The 23165-nt window shown below is 71.1% G+C and carries 26 protein-coding genes; 14 read left to right on the top strand and 12 right to left on the bottom strand.

Annotated elements, in window-relative coordinates:
* The first annotated feature begins 65 nt into the window (after window positions 1-65).
* Together AC07AG_RS30665 and AC07AG_RS30660 are read left to right on the top strand one after the other, a co-directional pair.
* Complete coding sequence (locus tag AC07AG_RS30665; RefSeq protein WP_478759364.1) at window positions 66-980, top strand: alpha/beta fold hydrolase; 915 nt, start codon at window positions 66-68, stop codon at window positions 978-980.
* 39 nt (window positions 981-1019) lie between these two features.
* The gene (locus AC07AG_RS30660) at window positions 1020-1757 is read left to right on the top strand and encodes a MerR family transcriptional regulator (RefSeq protein ID WP_478759363.1); all 738 of its coding nucleotides are present in this window, start codon (window positions 1020-1022) and stop codon (window positions 1755-1757) included.
* Window positions 1758-1833: 76 nt separating this feature from the next.
* Here AC07AG_RS30660 and AC07AG_RS30655 read toward each other — a convergent pair whose 3' ends face one another.
* The 3 genes from AC07AG_RS30655 to AC07AG_RS30645 form a co-directional block, all read right to left on the bottom strand.
* A complete protein-coding gene (locus tag AC07AG_RS30655; RefSeq protein WP_478759362.1) occupies window positions 1834-2961 on the bottom strand; it encodes a S1 family peptidase in 1128 nt (375 codons plus the stop codon).
* 183 nt (window positions 2962-3144) lie between these two features.
* Window positions 3145-4461, bottom strand: a complete 1317-nt coding sequence (locus AC07AG_RS30650) for an alpha-L-fucosidase (RefSeq protein WP_478759361.1) — start codon at window positions 4459-4461, stop codon at window positions 3145-3147.
* A 196-nt stretch (window positions 4462-4657) separates the two neighbouring features.
* The gene (locus AC07AG_RS30645) at window positions 4658-5656 is read right to left on the bottom strand and encodes a helix-turn-helix transcriptional regulator (RefSeq protein WP_478759360.1); all 999 of its coding nucleotides are present in this window, start codon (window positions 5654-5656) and stop codon (window positions 4658-4660) included.
* 62 nt (window positions 5657-5718) lie between these two features.
* Here AC07AG_RS30645 and AC07AG_RS30640 point away from each other — a divergent pair, with 62 nt between their 5' ends.
* The 3 genes from AC07AG_RS30640 (at window position 5719) to AC07AG_RS30630 (ending at window position 6734) form a co-directional block, all read left to right on the top strand.
* Window positions 5719-5961: a hypothetical protein gene (locus AC07AG_RS30640; RefSeq protein ID WP_478759359.1), complete on the top strand. Its 243-nt coding sequence runs from the start codon at window positions 5719-5721 to the stop codon at window positions 5959-5961.
* A complete protein-coding gene (locus AC07AG_RS30635) occupies window positions 5958-6419 on the top strand; it encodes a VOC family protein (protein ID WP_478759358.1) in 462 nt (153 codons plus the stop codon). Before AC07AG_RS30640 ends, AC07AG_RS30635 begins: the two co-directional genes overlap by 4 nt.
* A 132-nt stretch (window positions 6420-6551) precedes the next feature.
* Window positions 6552-6734: a CsbD family protein gene (locus tag AC07AG_RS30630; protein WP_478759357.1), complete on the top strand. Its 183-nt coding sequence runs from the start codon at window positions 6552-6554 to the stop codon at window positions 6732-6734.
* An 85-nt stretch (window positions 6735-6819) separates the two neighbouring features.
* Here the strand turns inward: AC07AG_RS30630 and AC07AG_RS30625 are convergent, their stop codons facing one another.
* Window positions 6820-7608: a uracil-DNA glycosylase gene (locus AC07AG_RS30625; RefSeq protein ID WP_478759406.1), complete on the bottom strand. Its 789-nt coding sequence runs from the start codon at window positions 7606-7608 to the stop codon at window positions 6820-6822.
* Between the two features lie 278 nt (window positions 7609-7886).
* Between AC07AG_RS30625 and AC07AG_RS30620 the strand changes: the two genes are divergently transcribed.
* Entirely contained in the window at window positions 7887-9482 is a 1596-nt protein-coding gene (locus tag AC07AG_RS30620; RefSeq protein WP_478759356.1) for a carboxylesterase/lipase family protein, read from the top strand.
* Between the two features lie 3 nt (window positions 9483-9485).
* Here AC07AG_RS30620 and AC07AG_RS30615 read toward each other — a convergent pair whose 3' ends face one another.
* Both AC07AG_RS30615 and AC07AG_RS30610 read right to left on the bottom strand, forming a co-directional pair.
* Entirely contained in the window at window positions 9486-10013 is a 528-nt protein-coding gene (locus AC07AG_RS30615; RefSeq protein ID WP_478759355.1) for a YceI family protein, read from the bottom strand.
* A gap of 138 nt (window positions 10014-10151) precedes the next feature.
* On the bottom strand, window positions 10152-11693 hold the full coding sequence (locus AC07AG_RS30610) for a SulP family inorganic anion transporter (protein WP_478759354.1): 1542 nt from the start codon (window positions 11691-11693) through the stop codon (window positions 10152-10154).
* A 252-nt stretch (window positions 11694-11945) separates the two neighbouring features.
* On the opposite strand from AC07AG_RS30610, the gene AC07AG_RS30605 reads away from it, so the two are divergent.
* On the top strand, window positions 11946-12371 hold the full coding sequence (locus AC07AG_RS30605; RefSeq protein WP_478759353.1) for a MerR family transcriptional regulator: 426 nt from the start codon (window positions 11946-11948) through the stop codon (window positions 12369-12371).
* On the opposite strand, the gene AC07AG_RS30600 is transcribed toward AC07AG_RS30605, so the two are convergent.
* Window positions 12344-13567, bottom strand: coding sequence for a 4-hydroxybenzoate 3-monooxygenase (locus AC07AG_RS30600; protein ID WP_478759352.1), 1224 nt, complete (start codon window positions 13565-13567; stop codon window positions 12344-12346). The two genes, AC07AG_RS30605 and AC07AG_RS30600, sit on opposite strands and share 28 nt — an antisense overlap.
* Before the next feature lie 313 nt (window positions 13568-13880).
* Here AC07AG_RS30600 and AC07AG_RS30595 point away from each other — a divergent pair, with 313 nt between their 5' ends.
* Window positions 13881-14291, top strand: a complete 411-nt coding sequence (locus AC07AG_RS30595) for a hypothetical protein (protein ID WP_478759351.1) — start codon at window positions 13881-13883, stop codon at window positions 14289-14291.
* Between the two features lie 50 nt (window positions 14292-14341).
* A complete protein-coding gene (gene cpt / locus AC07AG_RS30590; RefSeq protein ID WP_478759350.1) occupies window positions 14342-14881 on the top strand; it encodes a chloramphenicol phosphotransferase CPT in 540 nt (179 codons plus the stop codon).
* 27 nt (window positions 14882-14908) lie between these two features.
* Here the strand turns inward: cpt and AC07AG_RS30585 are convergent, their stop codons facing one another.
* Window positions 14909-15850 (bottom strand): alpha/beta fold hydrolase, encoded by a 942-nt coding sequence (locus AC07AG_RS30585; protein ID WP_478759349.1) that lies wholly within the window; start codon window positions 15848-15850, stop codon window positions 14909-14911.
* Window positions 15851-15985: 135 nt separating this feature from the next.
* Between AC07AG_RS30585 and AC07AG_RS30580 the strand changes: the two genes are divergently transcribed.
* A complete protein-coding gene (locus AC07AG_RS30580) occupies window positions 15986-16603 on the top strand; it encodes a TetR/AcrR family transcriptional regulator (RefSeq protein WP_478759348.1) in 618 nt (205 codons plus the stop codon).
* A gap of 201 nt (window positions 16604-16804) precedes the next feature.
* On the opposite strand, the gene AC07AG_RS30575 is transcribed toward AC07AG_RS30580, so the two are convergent.
* Window positions 16805-17155 carry a PRC-barrel domain-containing protein gene (locus tag AC07AG_RS30575; protein ID WP_478759347.1) on the bottom strand — a complete coding sequence of 117 codons (351 nt, stop codon included), beginning with the start codon at window positions 17153-17155 and terminating at the stop codon, window positions 16805-16807.
* A 385-nt stretch (window positions 17156-17540) separates the two neighbouring features.
* Between AC07AG_RS30575 and AC07AG_RS30570 the strand changes: the two genes are divergently transcribed.
* Genes AC07AG_RS30570 through AC07AG_RS30560 form a run of 3 tightly spaced genes read left to right on the top strand, consistent with a single transcriptional unit; the run spans window position 17541 to window position 19618 of the window.
* Entirely contained in the window at window positions 17541-18248 is a 708-nt protein-coding gene (locus AC07AG_RS30570; RefSeq protein ID WP_478759346.1) for a HemK2/MTQ2 family protein methyltransferase, read from the top strand.
* The gene (locus AC07AG_RS30565; protein WP_478759345.1) at window positions 18232-18549 is read left to right on the top strand and encodes a CDGSH iron-sulfur domain-containing protein; all 318 of its coding nucleotides are present in this window, start codon (window positions 18232-18234) and stop codon (window positions 18547-18549) included. The genes AC07AG_RS30570 and AC07AG_RS30565 overlap by 17 nt, the downstream gene beginning before the upstream one ends.
* 16 nt (window positions 18550-18565) lie before the next feature.
* Entirely contained in the window at window positions 18566-19618 is a 1053-nt protein-coding gene (locus AC07AG_RS30560; RefSeq protein ID WP_478759344.1) for an iron-containing redox enzyme family protein, read from the top strand.
* 14 nt (window positions 19619-19632) lie between these two features.
* Here AC07AG_RS30560 and AC07AG_RS30555 read toward each other — a convergent pair whose 3' ends face one another.
* Complete coding sequence (locus AC07AG_RS30555; RefSeq protein ID WP_478759343.1) at window positions 19633-20655, bottom strand: MerR family transcriptional regulator; 1023 nt, start codon at window positions 20653-20655, stop codon at window positions 19633-19635.
* Between the two features lie 154 nt (window positions 20656-20809).
* Here AC07AG_RS30555 and AC07AG_RS30550 point away from each other — a divergent pair, with 154 nt between their 5' ends.
* Window positions 20810-21400: an RNA polymerase sigma factor gene (locus tag AC07AG_RS30550; protein WP_478759342.1), complete on the top strand. Its 591-nt coding sequence runs from the start codon at window positions 20810-20812 to the stop codon at window positions 21398-21400.
* Window positions 21401-21640: 240 nt separating this feature from the next.
* Here AC07AG_RS30550 and AC07AG_RS30545 read toward each other — a convergent pair whose 3' ends face one another.
* Window positions 21641-22351: a C39 family peptidase gene (locus tag AC07AG_RS30545; RefSeq protein ID WP_478759341.1), complete on the bottom strand. Its 711-nt coding sequence runs from the start codon at window positions 22349-22351 to the stop codon at window positions 21641-21643.
* Between the two features lie 68 nt (window positions 22352-22419).
* On the bottom strand, window positions 22420-23115 hold the full coding sequence (locus tag AC07AG_RS30540) for a peptidoglycan-binding domain-containing protein (RefSeq protein WP_478759340.1): 696 nt from the start codon (window positions 23113-23115) through the stop codon (window positions 22420-22422).
* Window positions 23116-23165 lie beyond the last annotated feature (50 nt).

Below are 23165 nucleotides of genomic sequence, written 5' to 3'. Positions count from 1 at the left end.
CGCGTTCCCCCGGAGCGGCAGTGGAGGTTGACCCTGACCCTGCGTCAGGGTTGGAGTCTCGGCGCATGACGAACAACAGCACTTCCCCTGCTCGGCTCGCCCCGCCGGTCGGAGGGTTCCAGGAGATCGACGGCCGCCGCGTTTTCGTGCACCGGGCGGGCAGCGGCGGGCCCGCCGTGGTGTTCCTGCCGGGCGCCGGTGCGGTCGGCCTTGACTACTTCGGTGTTCAGCAGAGTGTCTCGCGGTTCACCACCGCCGTGGCGTACGACCGCGGCGGCACGGGCTACAGCGATCCCCTCCCGCTGCCGCGCACCGCCGCAGCGGTGGCCACGGAGTTGCGTGAGCTGCTGCGCGCCCAGCACATCCCCGCCCCGTACGTCCTGGTGCCGCACTCCCTCGGCGGCTTCTACGCGCATCGGTTCGCGCAGCTGTACCCGCAGGACGTGGCCGGTCTCGTCTGGCTGGACGCCTTCCACCCTGACTGGGACGACTTCATGCCTGCCGAGGCGAGCCTGGCCGCGGTCGAGCGGATGGCACCTGATCAGGAGCAGCTCGACGAGATGCTCCCGGCCCTGCGCGCGACGTATGCCGAGTTGCGCGCGGACTACCCGCGGGACATCGGGCAGGCGTTGATCGAGGCCAAGGTGAGCGACACATGGATCCGGGTCGGCATCGCCGAGCGCACCGAGCTGGCCGAACTCGCCGCCGAACTGCGGGCAGGGCCGAACATTCCCGACGTCCCTGTGGTCGCCCTCACCGTGGTCGGCACCGACCCCGCCCAGCAGACGCTGACGTCGGAGCGGACGCTGCGCGAGATGCACGACGGCCACACGCGCATGGACGCGGCCCTGGTGAGCTCGGTGTCGTACGGCGAACAACGCGTCCTCTCCGACACCGTCCACCACCGGCTCTGCTTCGACCGCCCCGATGCCGTGGTCCAGGCGATCCGTGACGTCATCGACCGGGCGGCCCGCCGCTAAGCTCGGCACCAACCCCTTCACGAAGATTTCAGGAGAACGGTGCTCACGATCAGCCAACTCGCGGCGACCGCCGGGGTGACCGTGCGCACCGTTCGCCACTACCACCACATCGGCCTGTTGCCCGAGCCCGAGCGCGATGCCTCCGGCTACCGCCGCTACAGCGCGCAGGCGGCCGTGGATCTCATCCGGATCAGGACCCTCGCCGACGCGGGTGTGCCGCTGGCCCGTATCGACGCGCTGCTGCACGCGCAGCCTGCCGAATTCGCCGCGGCCGTCACCGACATCGACGCCGCATTGCAGCGCAAGATCGACCAGCTCACCGAGTACCGCTGGAGGATCGCCGAACTGGCCGGCGGCGAAAGGCTCGTCCTGCCTCCCGAGGTGGTCGCCGTCCTGGACCGGATGCGCGGTCTTGGGATCAGCGAACAGAGGGTGCTCCTGGAGCGCGACTCGTGGATCCTGATGCAGGCGTTGGATCCGCACGTCATGCCGCAGCGGGTACGGGACAAGAACGCCGGTCTGGACGACCCCGAGACGGTGCGCCTGCTTCTCGCCTGTGATCAGTCGGTCGACTGGAATCCGCACGATCCACGCCTGGACCGGCTCATCGACGACCTGGACGCGTGGGAGATCGAGCACGAACAGGACGGCAGCCCGCCGGGGTATCTCAAGCTGGTCTCCGCCCGGATCTCCGAGGCATCACCGGCCTGGCAACGCATCATCGACGCGCTCGCCCACCGCGCCAAGCAGCGCCGGACCGCCGTGCAGGAGCGCTGAGTCCTTGGCCGGCCGACCGCCGTCGGCCGGCCAAGGGCGCTCTGGATCCGCGCGGACCTCACACGCCGCGCGGACCTCAGTTGCCGCCGGCTCCGATCTCGGCGCCGACCGCCTCCAGCGCGGTGGTCACGGGCTGGAAGAAGGTCTCGCCGCCCGCCGTGCAGTCGCCGCTGCCGCCCGACGTGAGGCCGATCGCGCTCCCGTCCGCGGTGAACAACGAGCCCCCGCTGTCTCCCGGTTCGGCACAGACATCGGTCTGGATGAGGCCGCTGACCGTGCCTTCCGGATAGTTCACCGTGGCGTTGAGGCCGGTGACCACGCCGTCCTGGAGGCCGGTGGTGCTGCCCATGCGGGACACCTCGAGACCGACCGCGGCCTCGGCCACCTGCGCGATCTCCGTGGTCTGCCCATCGCCCGTGTTGACCGCGCTCGGGGCCTCGGTTGCCGGGTCGTCGTACGTGACCAGGGCGAAGTCGCCGTCCCCCGGGAACGTCGCGGCCTGGACCGTACCGATGGCCGCGCCGTCCTGGGCGTCCGACCAGCTCTCGGCGGCCACCCCGCAGTGCCCCGCGGTGAGGAAGCCGGGGCTGCCGTCCTCGGTCGTCACGTTGAAGCCGAGCGAACAGCGTGCGCCGCCGCCGAAGATGGCGTCTCCGCCCGCGGCGAAGGTCTTGAACTCGCCCGTTGACTTCTGGATGCGGGCCATTCCTGTGCCGAGCGAATCGACGGTCGACTCCAGCTTGTCCCAGCGTTCGCCGGTGACCGTGCGGTCGGCCGTGACCACGATCTGATTGGTCCTGGGGTCCGTGGCCCACGCGGTTCCCGCCATGGTGGCCCGGTTGGCCAACGTCTTGGTGGCCGCGCCCAGTTCACCCGTGCTGTTGTCGACGCTGCGCGCCACCGCTCCGGCTCTCTTCACCTGGACGTTCACCGCGTTGTTGTCACCCACGACGTTGACGACGAGCTGCTGCTTGTTCTCGTCGTAGTACGCCCCGCCGTAGGCATCGCCGAGCTGCGATGCCAGCGGCTCGACGAGCTTCGTCGCCGATGCCGCGCTGAGCCTCTTGGCAGCGGACTCCGAGGCGCTCTCCGTCCCGGACTGCGAGGCGTTCGCCTGCTGCAGCAGGACGGCCGTCGCGACCATGCCCATCACCGCCGCCCCGGCCAGAACGGCCTTTCGCTTGGGTATTCGCTTGTGCCTCAACTCGTCGCCTCCTGTGCGGATGCCGAATGCGATCACCGACCGAAGCCGGGGACATGTCCGGCCCTAGATACGGGTGCGACGGGAGTTGTGTTCACCGATGACTGCCGTGGGCGTCCAACTGCGATCGGTTCACGGCGCGTTCGGGCCACAGAGTGGCGAGCGGAACGGCGGCGAGCGCCGCTCCTAAGGCCGTGCCGGTGAGGAAGGTGCGGCGTCGCATGGTGCCTCCAGATACAGCTCGATGACGGGTACGGGCGTCTCGGGCCGCTGGACCGGGAGCTGGAGGGTGAGGGTGCCTGCGGGCTGCCCGCCCATCTCGGTGCTGAGTGAGGGTTCCCCGGGGGCGATCTCGATGCGCGTGATCTCGGAGGCGTCGTTGAGGAGTTGGGCGTAGCGCACCCGGCCTGCGAGGCCCGGCAGGTGCAGATGGCGCAGCGGCCAGGCGAACAGGTGGACGTAGAGCCGGTCGCCGCGCTGGGTGTACCGGCAGTCGGCGGGGGCGGTGAACGGGGACGGGCCGCAGCCGCGGACCGACCGTTCGTGCAGGTCCGTCCACCGGCCGAGGTCGCCGAGCACGGAGACGGCGCGCGGGTCGAGGTCTCCGCGGCCGGTGGGGCCGACGTTGAGCAGCAGGTTGCCGCCCTTGGACACGCCGTCGACGAGCATGCGGATCAGCAGGTCGGCGCTCTTGTGGTCGAGGTTGTCGCGGTCGTAGCCCCAGCTGCCGTTGAGTGTCTGACACGCCTCCCAGACCACGGGCAGCCCGTCCTTGGTCATCGGTCCCGCGGGCTGGTACTGCTCGGGGGTGACGAAGTCGCCGGGAAGGCCGGTCCTGTCGTTGACGAGGACGTGCGGCTGGAGTTCACGGATCATCGCGAGGAGGTTCGGCGAGTCCCAGTCGTCGGGGCCCTTGCCGCCCCACCAGTGGCCGTCCGCGTACGAGAAGTCGAAGAAGAGGTAGTCGACGCGTCCGAAGTCCGTGAGCAGCTCGCGGACCTGGCCGTGCAGGTAGCGCCGGTAGTCGCGGATGTCACGGTCGGCGGTGGCGGCCTTGAACTCCTCGTCGTCGCGCTGCGGGTGGGTGCCGTCCACGGGGAAGGACGGGTGGTGCCAGTCGATCAGCGAGTAGTAGAAACCGACCTTGAGCCCCTCGGCGCGGCACGCCTCCACGAACGGCTCGACGAGGTCGCGGCCGTACGGCGTGTTGGTGACCTTGTAGTCGGTGAGCGCGCTGTCCCACAGGCAGAAGCCGTCGTGATGCTTGGTGGTCAGGACGACGTACCGCATGCCGGCCGCCTTCGCCGTCCTCGCCCACCGGACCGGGTCGTAGCGGTCGGGGTCGAAGTGGTCGAAGTAGACCTGGTACTGCTCGTCGGACTGCTTCTCCCGGGTCTTGACCCACTCGTGCCGGGCGGCCAGGGAGTACAGGCCCCAGTGGACGAACATGCCGAACCGGTCGGTGGTGAACCAGGTCGTGTCGGGGCCGGCGGCCTGGGTCATGAGGTCTCGCTCCTCGTCGTGGGCGGGCTTGCCGGGGACGCTAACGGGGCATCAAATCCCGGGTCAATACTCCGATGAATACAAACCACCCGGCATCACGGCATGCGCGTACGCCGCCAACACCCCGCCAGGACCGACCAGTCGTCCGATGCGTGGTCGGCCGCGAGAGACGAAGAGCCGAGATGCGCTCTCCCGGTCAAGGCTGTTGCGTGTCCGCCACCGCGGCGGGCGGCGCTCCGGCCGACCGCAGCCTCTCCGCCAGTTCGCGACAGCGCTCCCCCAGCTCCGGAGGGTCGAGCACCTCGAAGGCGTGCCCCAGCAGGAGCACGTGCATCAGCACGGCGTCGAGGCGTTCGGCGCCGCTGAGCACCTCGCAGCGCCCGCTCCCCCGCGGTCGTACGACGGCCGCCGACGCCGGGATCTGTGCGCGTACCGTGTCGGCCGGCGCGTGCACGAGGAAGCGCGCCCGGTGGGTGTAGACCCGACTCGCCACGCCCTCCTGCACGTACGTCGCGGCGTCGGGCGCCTCGCGCGGGCGAAAGCGCCAGGTCCGCGCGGACGCCTCGGTCATCCGGTCGACGCGGAAGGTGCGCCAGTCGTCGCGATCGAGGTCGTAGGCGAGGAGGTACCAGCGCCGGTCGGAGGCGACCAGGCGGTAGGGCTCGACACGCCGGCGGTGCACCTCGCCCCCGGAGGGGTAGTCGAAGCCTGCCTCGACCTCGTCGCGGCAGGCTCTGGCCAGCTTCATGAGCACCTCGGGGTCGACCGGCGTGCGGCCTCCGCCGAAGAACTCCACCGAGCCGGAGAGCGCGCGCACCTCGTGCCGAAGCCGGGCGGGCAGCACCTGGTCGAGCTTGGCCAGCGCCTGGAGCGCGGCGTCGCCCGCACCGGCGACCGCGCCTCCCGCACCGGCGAGCAGCGAGACGGCGGTGGCGATCGCCTCCTGATCGTCGAGGAGCAGCGGCGGCAGCTCCTGCCCCGGTCCGAGCCGGTAGCCGCCGCCGACGCCCTGGCCCGCGTGCACCGGATAGCCGAGCGTGCGCAGCCGGTCGACGTCACGCCGCACTGTGCGAGGCGTGACCCCGAGCCGCTCGGCGAGCTCGGGGCCGGTCCAGACCCGGCGCTGCTGCAGCAGCCCGAGCAGGGTGAGCACCCGCTCCGTCGTACCCAGCTCGTCATCGCGCACCCCGTCCATGGCGCCCACCCTGCCAGAAATAGCGGACCGATCCTGTCCGCCAGGGGTGTCACGGTGGCTCCATGAACGCAGACGGACTCGACTGGAACCGGACGCGTGGTGTGTGCGGCGTGCTCGCCGCGCGCGACGCGGCGCACTTCGGCGCGGCGGCGTCGTCGTACGAGAGCTGGGAGTATGCCGACAGCGCGGCCACCGCGCTCGAACAGCTCGAGACCCGGCTCGACGTCTGGCACCTGTCCGAGGTGTGTCCGCTGCGCGACCTCTACCCGCACACGCATCCCGCTACGAACGGAGCAGTCCGATGAGCCGCGACATCCAGATCACCTTCGACGCCCACGACCCGCGGGCCCTGTCGTCCTTCTGGAGCGACGCACTCGACTACGTCATCCCCGGCCCGCCCGGTGTCGATCTGCCCGAGGGCGCCGACGCGTTGGCGGCGTGGGACGACTTCCTCGCGCGGATCGGAGTACCCGAGGACCAGCGCAACTCGAGATCGGCCATCGAGGACCCGTCCGGCCACGGACCGCGCGTCTTCTTCCAGCAGGTGCCGGAGGACAAGGTCGCCAAGAACCGCGTTCACCTGGACGTCCGCGCGGCTCCCGGGCTCGACGGAGAGGAGCGGATGGCCGCGCTGGAGGCCGAGTGCGCCCGCCTGGTGGCCCTGGGCGCCGAGCGGGTACGCCGCGACGAGCCCGCTCCCCCGCTGAGCAAGGGCCACATCGTGATGACCGATCCCGAAGGCAATGAGTTCTGCCTGGACTGACTCCGCTCGGCCCCTCGCCGTGACGGTGAGTGACGGCTGGACGGGCGGGGTCTCCAAGTCCCGCTTAGGTTGAAGGCAGAGGCCCACACCGTGCGTGAGACCAGTGGGCGCTGTACCGACAAAGGAGTGGTCATGGCTGACAAGGGCGGCATGGACAAGATGAAGGGCAAGGCCAAGGAGATGACCGGCAAGGTCACGGGCGACCGCGGCAAGCAGGCCGAGGGCAAGATGGACCAGGCGAAGGGCGAGGCCAAGAAGGCCATGGGCGACGCGCGCGACCGCGCCCAGGATTCCGTCAAGCGCCGCGACACCTGACCGGCTCCGCCGAAGCCCCCGCCCCTTCGCGTGCGGGGGCTTCGGGCGTTCCCGCCGCGTCGGCCGACGCTTCGCCGCTCACCGCTCACCGCTGCCCGCTCTCCGGCGCGTACGGCGGAATGTCCGCATCGCCCGCGGCCTCCCGCAGGACGTCCTTGAGCATGTCCGGAGTCAGCCGGCCCGTGAACGTGTTGCGCTGGCTGACGTGGAAGCAGCCGTACAAGGTGACCGGACCCGGCCCCGGGCCGCCGGATTCCCCGGGGGCAGCGGGAGTCGAGGACTCTCCAGGTCCCGGCAGGCTCTCGCGCTCCAACGTCACCCGCGTGCCGTGCGCGAACCGCGGCCGTGGCTTCGGCAGGCGCCACCCCGCCGCCGCGAACGCAGGCAGCGCCGCCTGCCACCCGAACGCCCCCAGGATCACCGCCGACCGCAGACGCGGCCCCAGCAACTCCAGCTCCCGCACGAGCCATGGCCTGCACGTGTCCCGCTCACCCGGGGTCGGCTTGTTGTCGGGCGGGGCGCAGTGCACCGGCGACGTCACGCGCACCCCGCGCAACGTCAGGCCGTCGTCCATGGACACCGCCAGCGGGCTCGAGGCAAGACCCAAGTCGTGCATCGCCTTGTACAGGACGTCTCCGGAGCGGTCCCCCGTGAACATCCGGCCCGTCCGGTTCCCTCCGTGCGCCGCGGGCGCGAGCCCGATGACGAGCATCGAGGCGTCCGCGGGACCGAACCCGGGCACGGGCCTGGCCCAGTACGTCCAGTCCTGGTAGGCGGCCCGTTTGACCCGCCCCACCTCCTCCCGCCACGCGACAAGGCGCGGGCAGGCGGTACACCCCGCGATACGCGCGTCCAGCTCGGAGAGCGCGTCCAGCTCGGAGAGCGGGTTCAGCTCGGAGAGCGGGTTCAGCTCGGAGAGCGCGTTCAGCTCGGAGTGCGGGTTCATGCGGGCCCGAACAGAGCCGTCTTCACAGCCATGCCCCGAGTCCATCACGCGCGTCACGCGGATGCACGGAGGCCCCGCCCGTCCCTAAATCGCTGGCGCGGCGTCCGGACGCGGCGGGATGCTCCCCAGTGTCCGGAGCCGCATCCGCTTCCGTGTCCGCGGGAAGCCTGCGATCGCGTTCCCGCCCGGCCACAGAGGGAGTTGTGATGAACGATGCCGTGTCGGAGCCGTCCGGGCCCGACCCCGAGGTCCGCGCGGTGGCCGGAGCGCTGCGCGGCACGCGGGAGGCGGGGGTGGCGGTCTTCCGTGGCATCCCCTTCGCCGAGCCACCCGTCGGCCCCCTGCGGTTCGCCGCGCCGCGGCCGGTGCGGGGATGGGACGGCGTGCGGGCGGTGCGGGAGTACGGGCCGCCGCCCCCTCAGGGCGGCCACTTCGGCATGGACGCGCTGGCCCAGGAAGTGGTGGGCGACGACTGGCTGACGGTGAATGTCTGGTCGCCCGAGCCGGACTCGGGCACGGGCACGGGCATGGGCGCGGGTACTGGCACAGGTACTGGCGCTGGCGCGGACCCGGGCGCGGGGCTGCCGGTGATGGTGTGGATCCAGGGCGGCGCCTACACGATCGGCATGTCCGGTCTTCCCGAGTACGACGGCTGCCGCCTCGCACGCGAGGGCGGCGTCGTCGTGGTGACGTTCAACTACCGCGTGGGACTTGAGGGGTTCGGGCAGATCGAGGGGGCACCCGCCAACCGGGGGCTGCTCGACCAGGTCGCCGCCCTGGAGTGGGTGCGTGACAACATCCGGGCCTTCGGCGGCGACCCGGCCCGCGTCACCGTCTTCGGCCAGTCGGCGGGCGCCGGATCGGTCGCCGCGCTCCTCGCGATGCCGCTCGCCGCCGGGCTCTTCGGCCGGGCCATCGCCCAGAGTGTGCAGGGCACGTTCTTCTCGCCGGAGCTCGCCGCCGACATCGCGTCCGCCTGCTCCGCCGAGCTGGGGCTGAGGCCCACGGTGGCCGACCTGTCCGCGGTGGACCCGGTCCTGCTGTCGGCCGCCGGTGACGCGGTCGGCGCCAAGATGGGCCAGTGGGCGGAGCGCTGGGGGCAGCCGGCGCACAGGTCGATCGCGTTCTCACCGGTCGTCGTCGAGGGCGATGCGCTGCCGGTCACTCCTTGGCAGGCCCTTGCCGACGGCGCGGGCCGCGGCATCGATCTCCTCGTCGGCCACACACGCGACGAACAGCGGCTGCTCACGGCCCTCGACGGTCTGCTCGGCCAGGTGACGCGGGAACAGGCGGAGACCGCGCTGCACGTCTTCGGCCCCGGCCAGGACGGCGCGCGCCGCTACCGCGACGGATTCCCGGCCGCGGGCCCGGACGAGTTGCACGAACTGGTCCAGTCCGACTTTCTGTTCCGCATGCCGAGCCTCCATCTCGCCCAGGCCCAGGCTGCCGCCGGTGGTCGCGCCCATGTCTACGAACTGACCTGGCCCGCCCCGGGCATGGGCGGCGTCCTCGGAGCCTGCCACGGCCTCGACGTGCCGCTGGTCTTCGGCAACCTGGACCGCGGGCAGCCTGCCGCGCTGATCGGCGAGGGCCCGCCACCGGAGGCAGAGGCGCTGTCCGCCCGCATGCGCGCCGCCTGGACGTCGTTCGCCGCGCACGGCGATCCCGGCTGGCCCGCGTACGACACCGGGCAACGCCTCGTGCGGCTCTTCGACACCCGGCCCGCTGTCACCACGTATCCGGAGGAGTCCTCCCGCCGGATCTGGCAGGACCACACCTTCTCCGTCCTGCCCCTGCAGTGAACGTCAGCCGACGGCGACCGCCACGACGGCGAGGTGGAATTCCAGGCGTCGGCCGGTCATGCCCTTCGCCGTGGTCACGCCGAACGCGTACCTGTCGACGGTGGCCGTGCCCTCGACGGTCAGCCGCTCGCCGTCCGGCACGATCGCGCCGACGGCGACGGCGACGGGCTGCGTGACACCCCGCACCGTCAACTCCCCCTGCAGCGCTGCCGTCCCCGTCCCGGACTCCGCCAGCCGCAGGCCGCGGAACGCGATCTCCGGATACGTGGCCGCGTCGAGATAGTCGGCGGACGCGACGTGCCGGTCACGACGCTCCAGACCCGAGTCGAAGCTGTCCGCCCGGATCGTCACATCCGCCGAGGACTCCTCGACCGGATCGGCCACGGTGATCTGCCCCTGCCCGATGTCGAAGGTGCCCTGCACCGGGAAGAGGCCGAACACCGTGCGCGTCCGGAACCGCACCTCCGAAGCCTTCGCGTCGATCTCGTACGTGCCGCTCTGAGGCACCGTCTGATCCCTTTGAGTCTTCACACGGACCATCGTGCCCACGGCGCGAGGCGGAGGGCAGATCCGGATGTCGCCGATCCCCCGGTACAAATGTCATCGGCTTCTGGGGCCGCCTCAACCGCCCGCCAGCACAGCCGCCCGCCGGTAGATCCGCGAGGTCGGTCAGTGGCCGCCGGTCAGTTCGCCGCTGAGCTTCTCGTGGATCTGTGCGCTCGGCTCGTTCAGACCGATGATCTCCACTGTCTTGCCGCGCTGGGCGTACTTGGTCTCGATCGCGTCCAGGGCGGCGACGGAGGAGGCGTCCCAGATGTGGGCGGCCGTCAGGTCGACGACGACCTTGTCGGGGTCGCCCGCGTAGTCGAACTGCCCGACGAGGTCGTTGGCGGAGGCGAAGAACAGCTCGCCGGTGACGGAGTAGGTCACACGGCCTTCGGCACGGTCGGTGACGGCCGTGACCTCGGCGACGTGGGCGACGCGCTTGGCGAAGATGACCATCGCCGTGACGGATCCCGCGACCACGCCGACGGCAAGATTGTGTGTGGCGACCACGCACGCCACGGTGACGACCATGACCGCGATCTCGCCTGCGGGCAGCCGCCGGAGCGTCTTCGGCGCGATGGAGTGCCAGTCGAAGGTCGCGAAGCAGACCATCACCATCACGGCGACCAGGGCGGCCATCGGGATGTCGGAGACGACGGGTCCGAAGACGATGCACAGGACCATCAGGAAGGCGCCCGCGAGGAAGGTGGACAGGCGGGTACGGGCCCCTGACACCTTCACGTTGATCATCGTCTGGCCGATCATGGCGCAGCCGCCCATACCGCCGAAGAAGCCGGTGACGATGTTGGCGATGCCCTGGCCGACGGACTCGCGGGTCTTGGAGGAGCGGGTGTCGGTGATGTCGTCGACGAGCTTGGCGGTCATCAGGGACTCCATCAGGCCGACCAGCGCCATGGCGAGCGCGTAGGGCGCGACGGTCGTCAACGTGTCCATGGTGAAGGGCACATCGGGCAGACCCGGCACCGGCAGGGAGGACGGCAGTTCGCCCTTGTCGCCGACGGTCGGCACCGCGATCCCGGCCGCCACGGTGATCGCGGTGAGGACGACGATGGAGACGAGCGGAGCGGGGACCACCTTGGTGACCTTCGGGAAGAACACCATGAGGCCGAGGCCGGCCGCCATCAGCGGGTAGACGGGCCAGGGCACGTCGTGCATCTCGGGGACCTGCGCCATGAAGATCAGGATGGCGAGCGAGTTCACGAAGCCGACCATCACGCTGCGGGGCACGAACCGCATCAGCTTGGCGACGCCGAGCGCGCCGAGCGCGATCTGGAAGACACCGGCCAGGATCACGGCCGCGACGAGATACCCGAAGCCGTGCTCGCGGTTGAGAGGCGCGATGACCAGGGCCACGGCGCCGGTCGCCGCCGAGATCATCGCGCGGCGGCCGCCGACGACGGAGATGGTCACGGCCATCGTGAAGGACGCGAACAGACCGATCGCGGGGTCGACCCCGGCGATGATGGAGAACGAGATCGCCTCGGGGATCAGCGCGAGCGCGACCACCAGACCGGCGAGCACCTCGGTGCGCCAGACCTTCGGGTCGGACAGCCAGTCGGGGCGCAGGCCACGCAGCCGGGCGGCCGGGGACGGTGCGGACGTGGACAAGAGAGGTACCTGTCGTGCTCGGGCAGCGCCTGGCATCACCCGGGGCGTGCGGAAGGGGGCCGGAAGAAGCGCTGCGATCGGCGGCTGCCACACGGCTGAGGTCGCGGAGGGTGTCCCGCACCATGGAGCGGGGGCGGCACGCGAGCCGGTCCCGGCACCCGCAGACCCTACCCTAACGTTACGGTAGAGATCGAAGGCGGTCAGCCAGGACCGCGACGAGCAACAACCGCCAAGCGACAAACGCCAAGCGACAAGCGACAAGCGACAAGCGACGAGGAAGGCAGCCGCGTGGGCAGCGAGCACATGCAGATCGGTGAGGTCGCCGCACGGACCGAGCTGTCGCTGCGCACCATCCGCCATTACGAGGACACCGGCCTGGTCATCCCGTCCGCCCGCTCCCAGGGCGGTTTCCGCCTCTACACCGAGGCCGACGTCGCCCGCCTGATGGTCATCCGCCGCATGAAGCCGCTCGGCTTCACGCTGGACGAGATGCGCGATCTGCTCGCCACCACCGACCGCCTGGACTCCGGCGACGACCTGTCGGCCGAAGAGCGCGATGAACTGGTGGAGCGGATGCGCGGCTTCGAGCAGGCCACGCAGCAGCGGGTGCGTGACCTGCGTACGCAGTTGGCGCGGGCCGAGGAGTTCGCCGCCACGCTGCGCGAGCATCTCCCCCGCGCCGAGCCTCAGTTGCCGGCGCCCTTCCCGATGTAGAGCTCGGCGAACGCGGCAGCGGCGGCCGGCGAGCGGAGGATCCTGCGCAGCCGTGCGGCAGCGGTGCCCGCCTTGAACGGGTCACCGGACGACGTCCCGTGCAGCAGTTCCGAGAGCCACTGGGAGAACTCCTGGTACTGCCACACCCGCGGCAGGCAGGCCTCCGAGTAGCCGTTCAGGTCGCCGTCGTCGCCTCGGGCGCAGTAGGCGACGAGTGCGTCGCCGAGCAACAGCGCGTCGTGCAGCGCCAGGTTCATGCCCTTCGCGGCGATCGGGGCGGCGAGGTGGGCGGCGTCGCCCGCGAGATACAGCCGCCCGTGGGACATGGGCTCCACGACGTAGTTGTGCATGTCGAGGACGCGCTTCTCGATCAGTCGCCCCTCGGTGAGCGGCGGCGCCCCCGCCACCGAGAGCCGGGCGTGCAGCTCGGACCAGACACGCTCGTGCGGCCAGTTCTCGGGGTCGTCGCCGGGCGGACACTCCAGGTAGTAGCGGGTGACCTCGGGGCTTCGGGCCATGTGGGCTGCGAAGCCGCGTGGGTGGATGCCGAAGACGACGCAGTCCGATGACGGCGGCGCCTCGGCGAGGAGAGCGAGCCAGCCGATGCCGTAGTCGTGCCGGGCGACGGTGGCCCGCTCCGCGCCCATGTACGTGCGCGTCACGCCGCGGGCGCCGTCGCACCCCGCGATCGCGTCGCAGTCGATGCGGAGGCGCTCACCGGTCTCCGGGTCCGTGTACGACACCGCGGGGCGGTCGGTGTCGACGCCGTGCAGTTCCACGTCGCGTACGCCGAAACGGATGTCGCCGCCCGCGCGGTCGGCGTACGTACGCACCAGGTCCGACACCAGAAGGGGCTGCGGGTAGACGAAGTGACGGTTGCCGGAGAGCTCGCCGTACGAGAACCGGTGACGCTCCCCCGCCCACCGGAACTCGCATGCGCTGTGGGTCTGCGCGTGCGCGAGGAGACGGTCGGCGAGACCCCGCTCTTCCAGGGCGCGCACCGCCCACTCCTCGATGAAGCCCGCGCGGGGCCGCTGTTCGATGAACTCTCTGCTCTCCGTCTCCAGGACCACGCAGTCGACGGAGGCGGCACGCAGGATGTTGGCGACGGTGAGCCCCGCCGGTCCGGCTCCTACGACGACGATGCGGGCGCGCCGTCGCGGCGCGGGTGGCTCGGGAGTTGAAGCGAGGTTCATCCGGGAATTATGACGTGGGCACGACGAAAGGCGGACCACCCCGGGGGCCACCTCGGAGACCACTTCGGAGACCACCCCGGAGGCCACTCCGAGACCACCCCGGAGCCCGTCCCGCACGGTCCGCGCACGAAGGGGCAGGCGTGGGAGGTCGCACCTGGCCGGACGGCGTGCCCCTGATGTGGTGCGACAATCTGCCCGAGACCACGCCCCGTGCCCGATCTCCGGCGCGTCGGTCTCGTTGCGGTAGGCGCCGGTCACGGACGTCCCCGGGGCAGCGGCGCCCCGGCGGACCGGCGGTGGGGAGGAATCGACGGTGGTGGAGTGGCGATACATCGCCAAGGGCGTGCGGGTCGTTCCGGAACCTGTGGCCACGCCCTTCATCTGGACAGGCGCGTACGCGGGCGCCTTCGCGCTGGTGACGGTGCTCGATCTGCTCGGCGCGCTCGACCGCACGGGGCTCGCGCTCGCTGCTCTCTCGGTCCTTGCCGCGCTGCTCGGAGTGCGGGGCCGGTACGTCGCGGCACCGGGGACTGCCCTGTTGTGCTGGATGCTCCTGAACTTCTTCGCCGCCCATCCCATCGGCGAGATCTCCTGGGCAGGGCACCGGGATCCCGAGTGGATGGCCTGCCTGTTGGCCGCGGCGCTCATCGGCACGACGGCGGGCCGCGTCCTTCACGCGCGCGCCGCGTACCGCCGCGTCAGTCCGTACGACGGAGCGGGCTGAACCGCCGATATCCGTTTTCCGTGGCGCGGTGATGCTCCTACTGTGGCGCCGTGACGACTCAAGTGATCGTTCTCAATGGTGGTTCCAGCTCGGGGAAGTCCGGCATCGCGCGCTGCCTGCAGGCGGTGCTGCCGGATCCGTGGCTGGCTTTCGGATGCGACACGCTGGTCGACGCGATGCCCGCCTCGATGCGGAGCGCGTCGGAGGGAATCGATTTCGCCCAGGACGGCTCGGTAAGCGTCGGCCCGGAGTTCCGGACTCTGGAGGCGGCGTGGATCGAGGGGATCGCGACCATGGCCCGCGCGGGCGCCCGGGTCATCGTCGACGAGGTCTTCCTCGGCGGCCCGGCATCCCAGGAGCGGTGGCGGAAGTCCCTCGGTGATCTGCGGGTGCTGTGGGTCGGCGTCCGCTGTGACAGCGCGGTGGCCGCGGGCCGGGAGACGGCGCGGGGCGACCGGGTCGCCGGAATGGCTGCTTCCCAGGCGGAACTGGTCCACCGGGGCGTGCTCTACGACATGGAGGTGGACACGACGCACACCGAGTCCTTGGAGTGCGCGCGAGCCATCGCCGCCCGCGTCGACCGCCCCTGATCTCCCCCTAGTTCCCCCTAGTTCCCCCTAGTTCCCCCGCCGACGGTACGGAGCCAGGAACCCGGTCAGGGCGGAGAGCATCGCCTCCGGCGCCTCCTCGGCGGGGTAGTGGCCGCACGCGGCGAGGACAAGGCTCTCCACATCGTCCGCGGCGAGCTTCATCGTCTCGCCGACCGATGCGCCCAGGTTCTCCGCTCCCCCGATGGCCAGGACGGGGAGCGACAGACGGCGAGTGCGGCGCCGCTGGTTCTGCGCGACGGTCGTGTCGAGTGCGCGGTAGAACTCGAAACTGGCGCGCAGGGCTTCCGGGTCCGCGGCGAGGATCTCGACGTAGTGCCGGACGGCGTGGTCGGGCAGGGGCTTCGCGGACTTCGTGGCGAACTGATGGCCGAAGTAGAGCTGTTCCCGCCCGCTGACCAGCTGCTCGTTGATGCCGCTGAGGCGGTTGAAGGCGAAGTGCCAGAGGCGGTCGTTGGCTTCCCGGCTGCCGAAGAGGGGCGGCGTGGGGGAAAGCCCCGGGATCGCGGCCTCGGCGACGGCCAGGCGGTCGAGCCGGCCGGGGTGGTCCGCGGCCAGGGCGTAGCCGGTCCACATCCCGACGTCGTGACCGACCATGGCGAAGCGCTTGTGTCCGAGCGCGTCCATCAGAGCCACCATGTCGCGCGCCAGCGTGCCGGTGTCGTACCCGTCGGCAGGCTTGTCGGAGAGCCCCACACCGCGCGGGTCGACCGCGACGACCCGGAAGTCCCGAGCCAGCTCCGGCATCAGAAGGCGCCAGGCGAACCACGTCTGGGGCCAGCCGGCGAGGAGCAGGAGCGCGGGACCTTCGCCGCCGGTGACGGCGTGCAGGCGCAGTTCGCCGGTGTCGACGTACCGGCTGGTGAAGGTGTCGGTGAATCCGGCCGGGAGATCCGGCACCTGGGAGACGGAGCCGAGGCCTTCGGGCGCGGGCGGGTGGGGCAGGCTCATGATCATCCTCTGTCGCGGAACCACACGGACCTTGGCCACGCTAACCATCTTGGATCGATCGGTCAAAGATAGGCGACCGATCGGTCCAAGATGCGGGTAGGCTCGCCTCGACGACACGAAACGGGAGGTGGGGGCATGGCCGGCCGGAAGCAGTTCGACACCGGCGCGGCCCTGGACCAGGCCATGCGGGTGTTCTGGCAGCGCGGGTACGCGGACGCCTCACTCGACGCGCTCGGCTCCGCCACCGGCCTCGGCCGCGGTTCGCTCTACGGCGCCTTCGGTACCAAGGACGCCCTGTTCGGCCAGTGCCTCGACCGCTACGCGTCGATCTACGGCGCCCAGTACGAGCAGGCGCTCACGGCACACCCCGGTGATCCGGTGCGCGCGGTCGAGGCGTTCTTCGACGTCGTCCTTGCCCGCATCGCCGACCCTTCGGTCCCCGTCGGGTGTCTCGTCGCCCAGTCCGCCGCGCAGTCGGTGACGCTGAAGGACGAGAACAGAGCTCAGGTGCGCGGCCTGCTCGACGCACAGCACCGGCGGGTGCGCGCGGCGCTGGCGGACTCCCCTGCCGACGCCCGGACGCTCGACGAGCTCGCCACGTTCGTCGTCGCCGTCAACCAGTCACTGGCCGTCCTCAGCCGCGCCGGCACCTCGGACGCCGAGCTGCGCTCCGTGGTGCGGCTCGCCTGCACGACCGTGGCGGACACCCTCGATCGGGCAGAATTCGAGAAAGCGCACAACGCTGACGAATAACGGGAGGGTGGACACCGAATCCGCCCGGGGTCGGCCTTTTGCAGTACGCGCGCGCATCGAATGCGATCGAGGGAAGAAATTTCCCCAAAATAACGGAGCAGCGCCGGAATGCCTGATGGCGCCCGAGGCACCTCGTGCCTCGAACGCCATCGGCTTCGGTGCGGCATTCAGCGCACCGGCGTGGTCACACCTTCGCGAGGATCAGTGGCCCGGACCGCTGTAGTAGCCGCCGAGCTGGTCGCGGTAGGCGGGGTCGCCCAGGTGCTTCTCCTTGTCGAACTCCGGCGCGTTCTTGATCTGCTCCTTGGTGCGCGAGACCAGGATCTTCCGCGCTTCGTGGTCGATGGCGGTGACGGTGCTGGCAGGCAGCAGCACCTCCTTGCCGAAGATCCACACGCCGGTGTCGACGACGATGTACTGGTTGGCGACCTCGCTCGAGTGCTTGTCGACCTTGCCGATGTGGCCGTCCGCGGCCTCGACCTTGTAGCCCGTCAGGTCGTTGTCCGGGCCGTGCCCGGCGGTGGGAGCGTAGCTCCAGATTTCGTTGCTCATCGAGAACTCCTCAATTGGCTTTCCCTGAAAAGCAGGGATTCAAATAACGGGAGGGGATGATCAACCTCCAACGCACCGGGTGCCCTGCCGGAAAGGGGCCAAACAGAAATTCCGGCCTTCACTTGAGAGTGACGTACTCCGTGACTCTCGGCAGGTACTTCAGGTGTGCCTCACGGGCCACCGGGCACCAGGGACGGCACAGTCGCGGGAGCGAGCCCAGAGCAGCCGAGGAATTCATGAGGCCAGACGTGCACCCAGCCGATCCGGAGCGTCGCTCTGCGTCATCACCCAAGTGGTGGCAGGTACCGGAACAGCGGAGTGTGGTGAGTGTGCGGCGCGGGAACCGGCTGTGCCCCGTGACGCCCACGACGACTGGAGGTGCGTGATGGCCGCCGAAACGGTCGCACCGGCCGCCCTGGGACGCCTGATGACCCTCCCCGGGGTCTACGCACCGCAGGATGACACGGGCCTCCTCGCACGCGCCCTGTGCCGCGAGGCCATCGGTCCGGGCACGGACGTACTGGACCTCGGCACCGGAAGTGGCGCGCTGGCCGTCCACGCGGCGCGGCTCGGTGCCACGGTGACGGCGGTGGACATCGCCTGGCGTGCCGTCCTGACCGCCCGCCTCAACGCGAGGGTGGCGCGGCAGCGCATCACCGTCCTGCGGGGCGACCTCACAGCCCCCGTTCCCGGCCGGGCCTACGACTTCGTGGCGAGCAACCCGCCGTACGTGCCCTCCCCCTCCGCCCGGCTGCCACGGCGCGGCGCGGCGCGTTCCTGGGACGCGGGACGCGACGGCCGAGCGGTGGTCGACCGCATCTGCGACGCCGCTCCCCGAGCGCTGCGCCCCGGAGGCGTGCTGCTCATGGTCCACTCGGCCATGTGCGACACCGACGCCACGTTGCGCCGTCTCTCGAAGGCCGGTCTGGAGACCACGGTCGCCGACCGCGCCCTCGTACCCTTCGGGCCCGTCCTGCGCTCGCGCAGGGCGTTCCTGCGCAGGCAGGGGCTGCTGGGTGCCGGGAACGCCGGGAAAGCCGGGATCGACGACACCATGGAAGAACTGGTGGTCATCCGTGCCGAACGCACCTGACCCCGCGCCGGACGCACGGGAGGACCAGCGCCCCCGCCGTGTCACGATCGACCCCGAAGGGCCCCTGCTCGTCGAGGGGCCTGTCGAAGTGGTCGGGGACGACGGCGTGGTCGTCACTTCCCGGCGCTTCACCGTCGCGATCTGCACCTGCCGCCGCAGCCGGACCTACCCGTGGTGCGACACCAGTCACCGCCGCCGCGTCAAAGCCGAGGACGAGACCTCGACCCACGCCGAGCCCGAGCCCGAGCCCGAGCCCGAGTCCGCCACCGAGAACGCGAACGCGAACGACGAGAACACCTAGGGGGAAGAAGCAGCCGATGCCCACCGAGAACCATGAGCCACCCCCCGCCGACGGCCACCGCGAGTCGCGCCGCACGAGCCCCGCCCTGCCCGAGCCCCGCGGCGTGCTGTCCCGCCTCGTGGTCACCACCCTGCGCGCCGGAGGCAGTCCGGGACCCCTGTCCCTCGACACCCACGACGCCGACCCTTACGGAGACGATCTCCAGCTCGCTCTCTACACGCTCTACGAGCTGCACTACCAGGGCTTCGACGGCGTCCGCGAGGACCTCGAATGGGACCCGGAGCTCCTTGGACTGCGCCGTGCGCTCGAAGGGCGCTTCCTCGGCGCCCTGCGCGCCAACTGCCGCTCCACGGACACCGCCGAACGCGCCCTGGCCGACCTGCTGCTGGAGCCCATCGGCGACAGCCGCACCAGCGTCAGCCACCATCTCCAGCGCGACGGCGAGCTGTGGCAGTTGCGGGAGTACGCGGCGGCGCGCTCGCTGTACCACCTCAAGGAGGCCGACCCGCACGCATGGGTCATCCCCCGGCTGCACGGCCGGGCCAAGGCGGGCATGGTGGCCGTCGAGTTCGACGAGTTCGGGGCAGGGCGCGCCGAGGACATCCACGCCCGTCTCTTCGCCGACCTCATGGAGGACCTCGCACTGGAGACGGCGTACGGCCACTACCTCGACGCCGCCCCGGCAGAAGTGCTCGCGACGGTCAATCTGATGTCCCTGCTCGGCCTGCACCGGGCGCTGCGCGGCGCGCTGGTGGGGCACTTCGCCGCCGTCGAGGTGACCTCGCCCCCGGGCTCCCGGCGGCTGGCCAAGGCCATGCGCAGGAGCGGCGCCGGGCGGGCGGCCGAGCGGTTCTACGACGAACACGTGGAGGCCGACGCCGTGCACGAGCAGGTGGTGCGCCGCGAGGTGATCGGCGGCCTGCTGGCGAGCGAGCCCGGTCTCGAGTCCGACGTCGTGTTCGGCATCGAGGCCACGGGGTTCCTGGAGGACCGCCTCGGCGCGCGGCTCCTGGCCGCGTGGCGTGACGAACGCAGCGCTCTGCGCGTGCCGTTGCCTGCGGCGGTCTGACGGCCGCCGAGGCGTCAGGCGGGCACGCTCTCCCCGCGCACCCGGCTGATCTGGGCCAGCGCCTCCCGCAGGCTGGTGGGCCGCAGCGCACCGCGCACCGCGGGGCCCGCCCAGCCGGGGCCGCCCAGCATCACCACGGAACGGCCCCGGGCGCCCCGTACCCCCCAGCGGGTGTCGGCGATGTGCCGGGCCAGCGGGACGCTCGCGGTGGAGCGGGCCTGTGCCCACAGGACGACGACGGCCGGGCCCGTCCTGCGCACGGCCGCCGACACCGCCTCGACCGGTACGGCCGCGCCGAACATCCGCTGCGGCACGCCGAGTTCGCCCAGCGCCGCGCTGAGCGCCTCCAGCGGCAGGGAGTGCTGTTCACCCGGCACGCAGGCCAGGACGAGGGGTGCGCTCGCGGCAGGGGAGCTCGGCGGGACGGGGGCGACCGGTGCGGTGGCGCTGCGGTGCAGGGTGCGGGAGACGTGCCAGGACAGCAGGTGCTCGACCTCCACGTAACGGTCGCCGGCCTCTTCCCACCTGCGCCCCACCGCGTGCAGCGTCGGCACCATCACCTCTTGCCACGCGGTGACCAGACTGTGGCTCTCCACCGCGTCGGTCAGCAGGTCCTGCATGGTCGGGGCGTCGAGCCGTACGGCGGCGCGCGAGAGGCCGCGCCGCCGGCGGACGAGCGTGTCGGGTGACGGCGCCGGGGCGGCGCGTGCGGGCCCCCGCTGCCGTGGAACGGCGGCCGGTTCGGGCCCAGGGCGGGAAGCGCCATCGGGGTCGAGCAGCTTGAGCGCCTGGTGTGCGGCCTCGGCCGGCGACACCCCTGCGGTGGTGAGGCGCCCCATCTCCTCCACCATGGCCACGTCCTGCTCGGACCAGCGCCGGTGGTGACCGGGATCGCGCCGGGCGGGGCCCAGGCCGTACCTGCGGTCCCATGTGCGCAACGTCGTCGGCGACACCCCGAGGCGTCGCGCCAGAGCCCCCGTCGTCACACCTGTACCTGCGGACTCACTGTCCTGACCGCGGTGTTGCCCCTCGCTCATCCGGCCACGATACGACGCACAACCGATGCGAGTTGCCGTCCGCGAGCAACTGTTTCCAGGATGACCGGATCGTGGCCGCGGCCACGACGTGACTGCCCTTTTTCCTTCGGTCGTACGGCGATTGTGATCACCACGAGGAGCTGACGAAGCGTCGATGAGCACACTGGTGCCACACCCGGTGCGTGCCCCCGGCGGGGAGCGGACCGCAGATCTGGCCAGGGGCATTGCCGACGGAGACGAAGCGAGCCTCACAGCGGTGTACCGCCGGTGGGGTCCTCTTGTGCAGGCCCTGGCCCAGCGCGCGCTCGGTGACAGCCGTGAGGCGGAGGACATCACGCAGCAGGTGTTCCTCGCCGCCTGGCGGGGCGGGTCCTGCTACCGCCCCGAACTGGGCAGCCTCGCGGCCTGGTTGATCGGCATCACCCGGCACAGGATCGCGGACGCGCTGGCGGCGCGCAGCCGCAGGGCCGCTCTCGTCGAGGGCGCCGGGAAGCAGTACGCCGCCATGGATCACCGCGCCCAGGAGGGGATGGACCCGACGGTCGACCGGGCGCTGATGACGGAGGAGCTGGCGAGGCTCCCGATCCCGCAGCGGACGGTACTGCGCCTGTCGTTCTACGAGGACCTCACGCATCCGCAGATCTCCGAGCGCACCGGGTGGCCGCTGGGCACGGTCAAGAGCCATGCGCGGCGCGGCATCCACAGTCTGCGCCTCCGCCTGGAGGACGTGCGGGACGGTCGCTGAGAAATTCCTGGCTCCCGGTGCATCCGCACACCCGGTTCGGGCGGAAGCAAGGGGTAGCTACACATGACCCTGAGGTCGGCAGGCTCGCCCGGACCCTGCATCCTGTTCGGCCTCAGCGGAGTCGGTGCCGCTGAGGCTGCCGTCGTTGCCCCCCGGAACGGCGGCCGAGCGGGCTGTGGGTGGCGCACGTGGTCGTGCGGCGCCACCCACGGCCACCGCTGGTGTCCCGGTCCCTCCGGCTCAGGCCGCGTACCCCTTCGGCGGGATCAGGGTGGCGAGCTGGTCGAAGGAGAGCCAGTAGATCTGGTTGCCGCTGAAGGAGGCGGGATCGGCGATGAGGACCGTGCGGTTCGCGTCGTCATAGCCGATGACCGTGAAGTAGTGGTAGATCGTCTGGTCCGACGGATAGCCGGGCGGCTGATTGCCGGGCGGGGCCACGATGTTGGTCACCAGCGGGTAGTTGTTGTCGATGTCCAGGACGATGTCGTTCCACAGCAGGTCCTTCTGGGCCTGGGTGGGCGGGTCGTTCGGCATCTCCTTGGTCTCGTACCAGCCGGTGCCGAGGTTCGCGTTGAGCACGCCGGTCACCTGGCTGATGTGGTCGGTGCCCGCCTCGGTGGTACCGAGCTGCGCGGCCAGCGCGCCCTGGCTCGGCGGGGCGATCCGTGCGGAAAGGGCGATGCGGGTGGCGGCGGGTCCGCACCAGTAACCGGTCTCCTGGACCTGGTAGTCGACGGGGAGTGTGTGTGCGCTCTTCGTCCGCGCACCGCCGACGCTCAGTCGCGTGCCGGGTTCGTTCTGTCCGCTGACGACCGCGGTCCCGGCCTTCGAGCCGTGGCCGAGCACGGACACGCTCTGCGGGTGCGCGGGTTCGGCCTGGGCGGCGGCCGGGGTGACGAGGGCGCCCACCGCGGCTACGGCGATCGCTGTGGAGACAAGTCTCTTGCGCATATGGGCTCCTGGGGTGAGGGGGGTGATGCGTGCAGGGGCGTGCGAGATGCGAGGACCGGTGCCTGGGATCAGGGGATCGGCGGGACCGAGGGCCCTTCCTGGGCGAGCAGGTCGCGGGCGAACTGCTCCCACTGGGCGTAGCGGTCGGGATAGGCCGACACCTGGACGGCCTGGCAGACGTCGCCCGGGGGCATCGTCTGCCAGCCGTCGATCTGGATCAGCCCCGGGTTGCTGCCGAAGGGGGCCACTCCGTAGAAGGACTTGGACGAGGTGGCGACGTCGGTGATCTGCTCGGGAGTGCCCCAGCCGGTGCTGGGGCGCTGCTGGAAGATCCCCAGGGAGTCGTGGTCGACCGGCGTCAGGTAGTTGACGAACTTCGACTCCTGCATGGCTGTCATCAGCGCGATGACCAGGCCCTGTTCGGGAATCTGCGCGCCCTTGCCGACACCGATGACGGTGCGCGCGTTGGCGAGTTCCTCGGGCCCGAGGTCGGCCGCGGTCCGGAAGGTCCGGAGCAGTTCGGCATCGGGGGCCTGGCGCAGGGCTCTGGCGGTCGCGCCGTCGACCGAGCCGGTCCTGGGCAGCCCGTGGCGCTCCTGGAACCACTTCAGGCCGTGCCCGGAGGACGCCGCGGAGGCCGCGGAGGCCGTGGGGACCTCGGAGGCCTGGGCGACGCCCGGCACGGCACAGAGGGTGCCGACGACGGCGAGTGAGGCGGCCACGGCCGCGCGGCGGGTGAGGATGCGAGTAGTAGTAGTGCGCAACGCCACTCCTTCATCGGATCGTCGATGCGTCCCTCGTGCCGTGCCCGGAA

Source organism: Streptomyces sp. NPDC044044, assembly GCF_056434405.1.
This window is presented reverse-complemented; position numbering and strand designations above follow the sequence as displayed.

What these genes read in the sequence shown, in the direction of transcription:
- AC07AG_RS30665 (WP_478759364.1), top strand. Translation starts at nt 66, where the DNA reads ATGACGAACAACAGCACTTCCCCTGCTCGGCTCGCCCCGCCGGTCGGA.
- AC07AG_RS30650 (WP_478759361.1), bottom strand. Translation starts at nt 4,461, where the DNA reads ATGACCCAGGCCGCCGGCCCCGACACGACCTGGTTCACCACCGACCGG.
- AC07AG_RS30645 (WP_478759360.1), bottom strand. Translation starts at nt 5,656, where the DNA reads ATGGACGGGGTGCGCGATGACGAGCTGGGTACGACGGAGCGGGTGCTC.
- AC07AG_RS30640 (WP_478759359.1), top strand. Translation starts at nt 5,719, where the DNA reads ATGAACGCAGACGGACTCGACTGGAACCGGACGCGTGGTGTGTGCGGC.
- AC07AG_RS30635 (WP_478759358.1), top strand. Translation starts at nt 5,958, where the DNA reads ATGAGCCGCGACATCCAGATCACCTTCGACGCCCACGACCCGCGGGCC.
- AC07AG_RS30630 (WP_478759357.1), top strand. Translation starts at nt 6,552, where the DNA reads ATGGCTGACAAGGGCGGCATGGACAAGATGAAGGGCAAGGCCAAGGAG.
- AC07AG_RS30620 (WP_478759356.1), top strand. Translation starts at nt 7,887, where the DNA reads ATGAACGATGCCGTGTCGGAGCCGTCCGGGCCCGACCCCGAGGTCCGC.
- AC07AG_RS30610 (WP_478759354.1), bottom strand. Translation starts at nt 11,693, where the DNA reads ATGCCAGGCGCTGCCCGAGCACGACAGGTACCTCTCTTGTCCACGTCC.
- AC07AG_RS30600 (WP_478759352.1), bottom strand. Translation starts at nt 13,567, where the DNA reads ATGAACCTCGCTTCAACTCCCGAGCCACCCGCGCCGCGACGGCGCGCC.
- AC07AG_RS30585 (WP_478759349.1), bottom strand. Translation starts at nt 15,850, where the DNA reads ATGAGCCTGCCCCACCCGCCCGCGCCCGAAGGCCTCGGCTCCGTCTCC.
- AC07AG_RS30580 (WP_478759348.1), top strand. Translation starts at nt 15,986, where the DNA reads ATGGCCGGCCGGAAGCAGTTCGACACCGGCGCGGCCCTGGACCAGGCC.
- AC07AG_RS30575 (WP_478759347.1), bottom strand. Translation starts at nt 17,155, where the DNA reads ATGAGCAACGAAATCTGGAGCTACGCTCCCACCGCCGGGCACGGCCCG.
- AC07AG_RS30570 (WP_478759346.1), top strand. Translation starts at nt 17,541, where the DNA reads ATGGCCGCCGAAACGGTCGCACCGGCCGCCCTGGGACGCCTGATGACC.
- AC07AG_RS30560 (WP_478759344.1), top strand. Translation starts at nt 18,566, where the DNA reads ATGCCCACCGAGAACCATGAGCCACCCCCCGCCGACGGCCACCGCGAG.
- AC07AG_RS30555 (WP_478759343.1), bottom strand. Translation starts at nt 20,655, where the DNA reads ATGAGCGAGGGGCAACACCGCGGTCAGGACAGTGAGTCCGCAGGTACA.
- AC07AG_RS30550 (WP_478759342.1), top strand. Translation starts at nt 20,810, where the DNA reads ATGAGCACACTGGTGCCACACCCGGTGCGTGCCCCCGGCGGGGAGCGG.
- AC07AG_RS30545 (WP_478759341.1), bottom strand. Translation starts at nt 22,351, where the DNA reads ATGCGCAAGAGACTTGTCTCCACAGCGATCGCCGTAGCCGCGGTGGGC.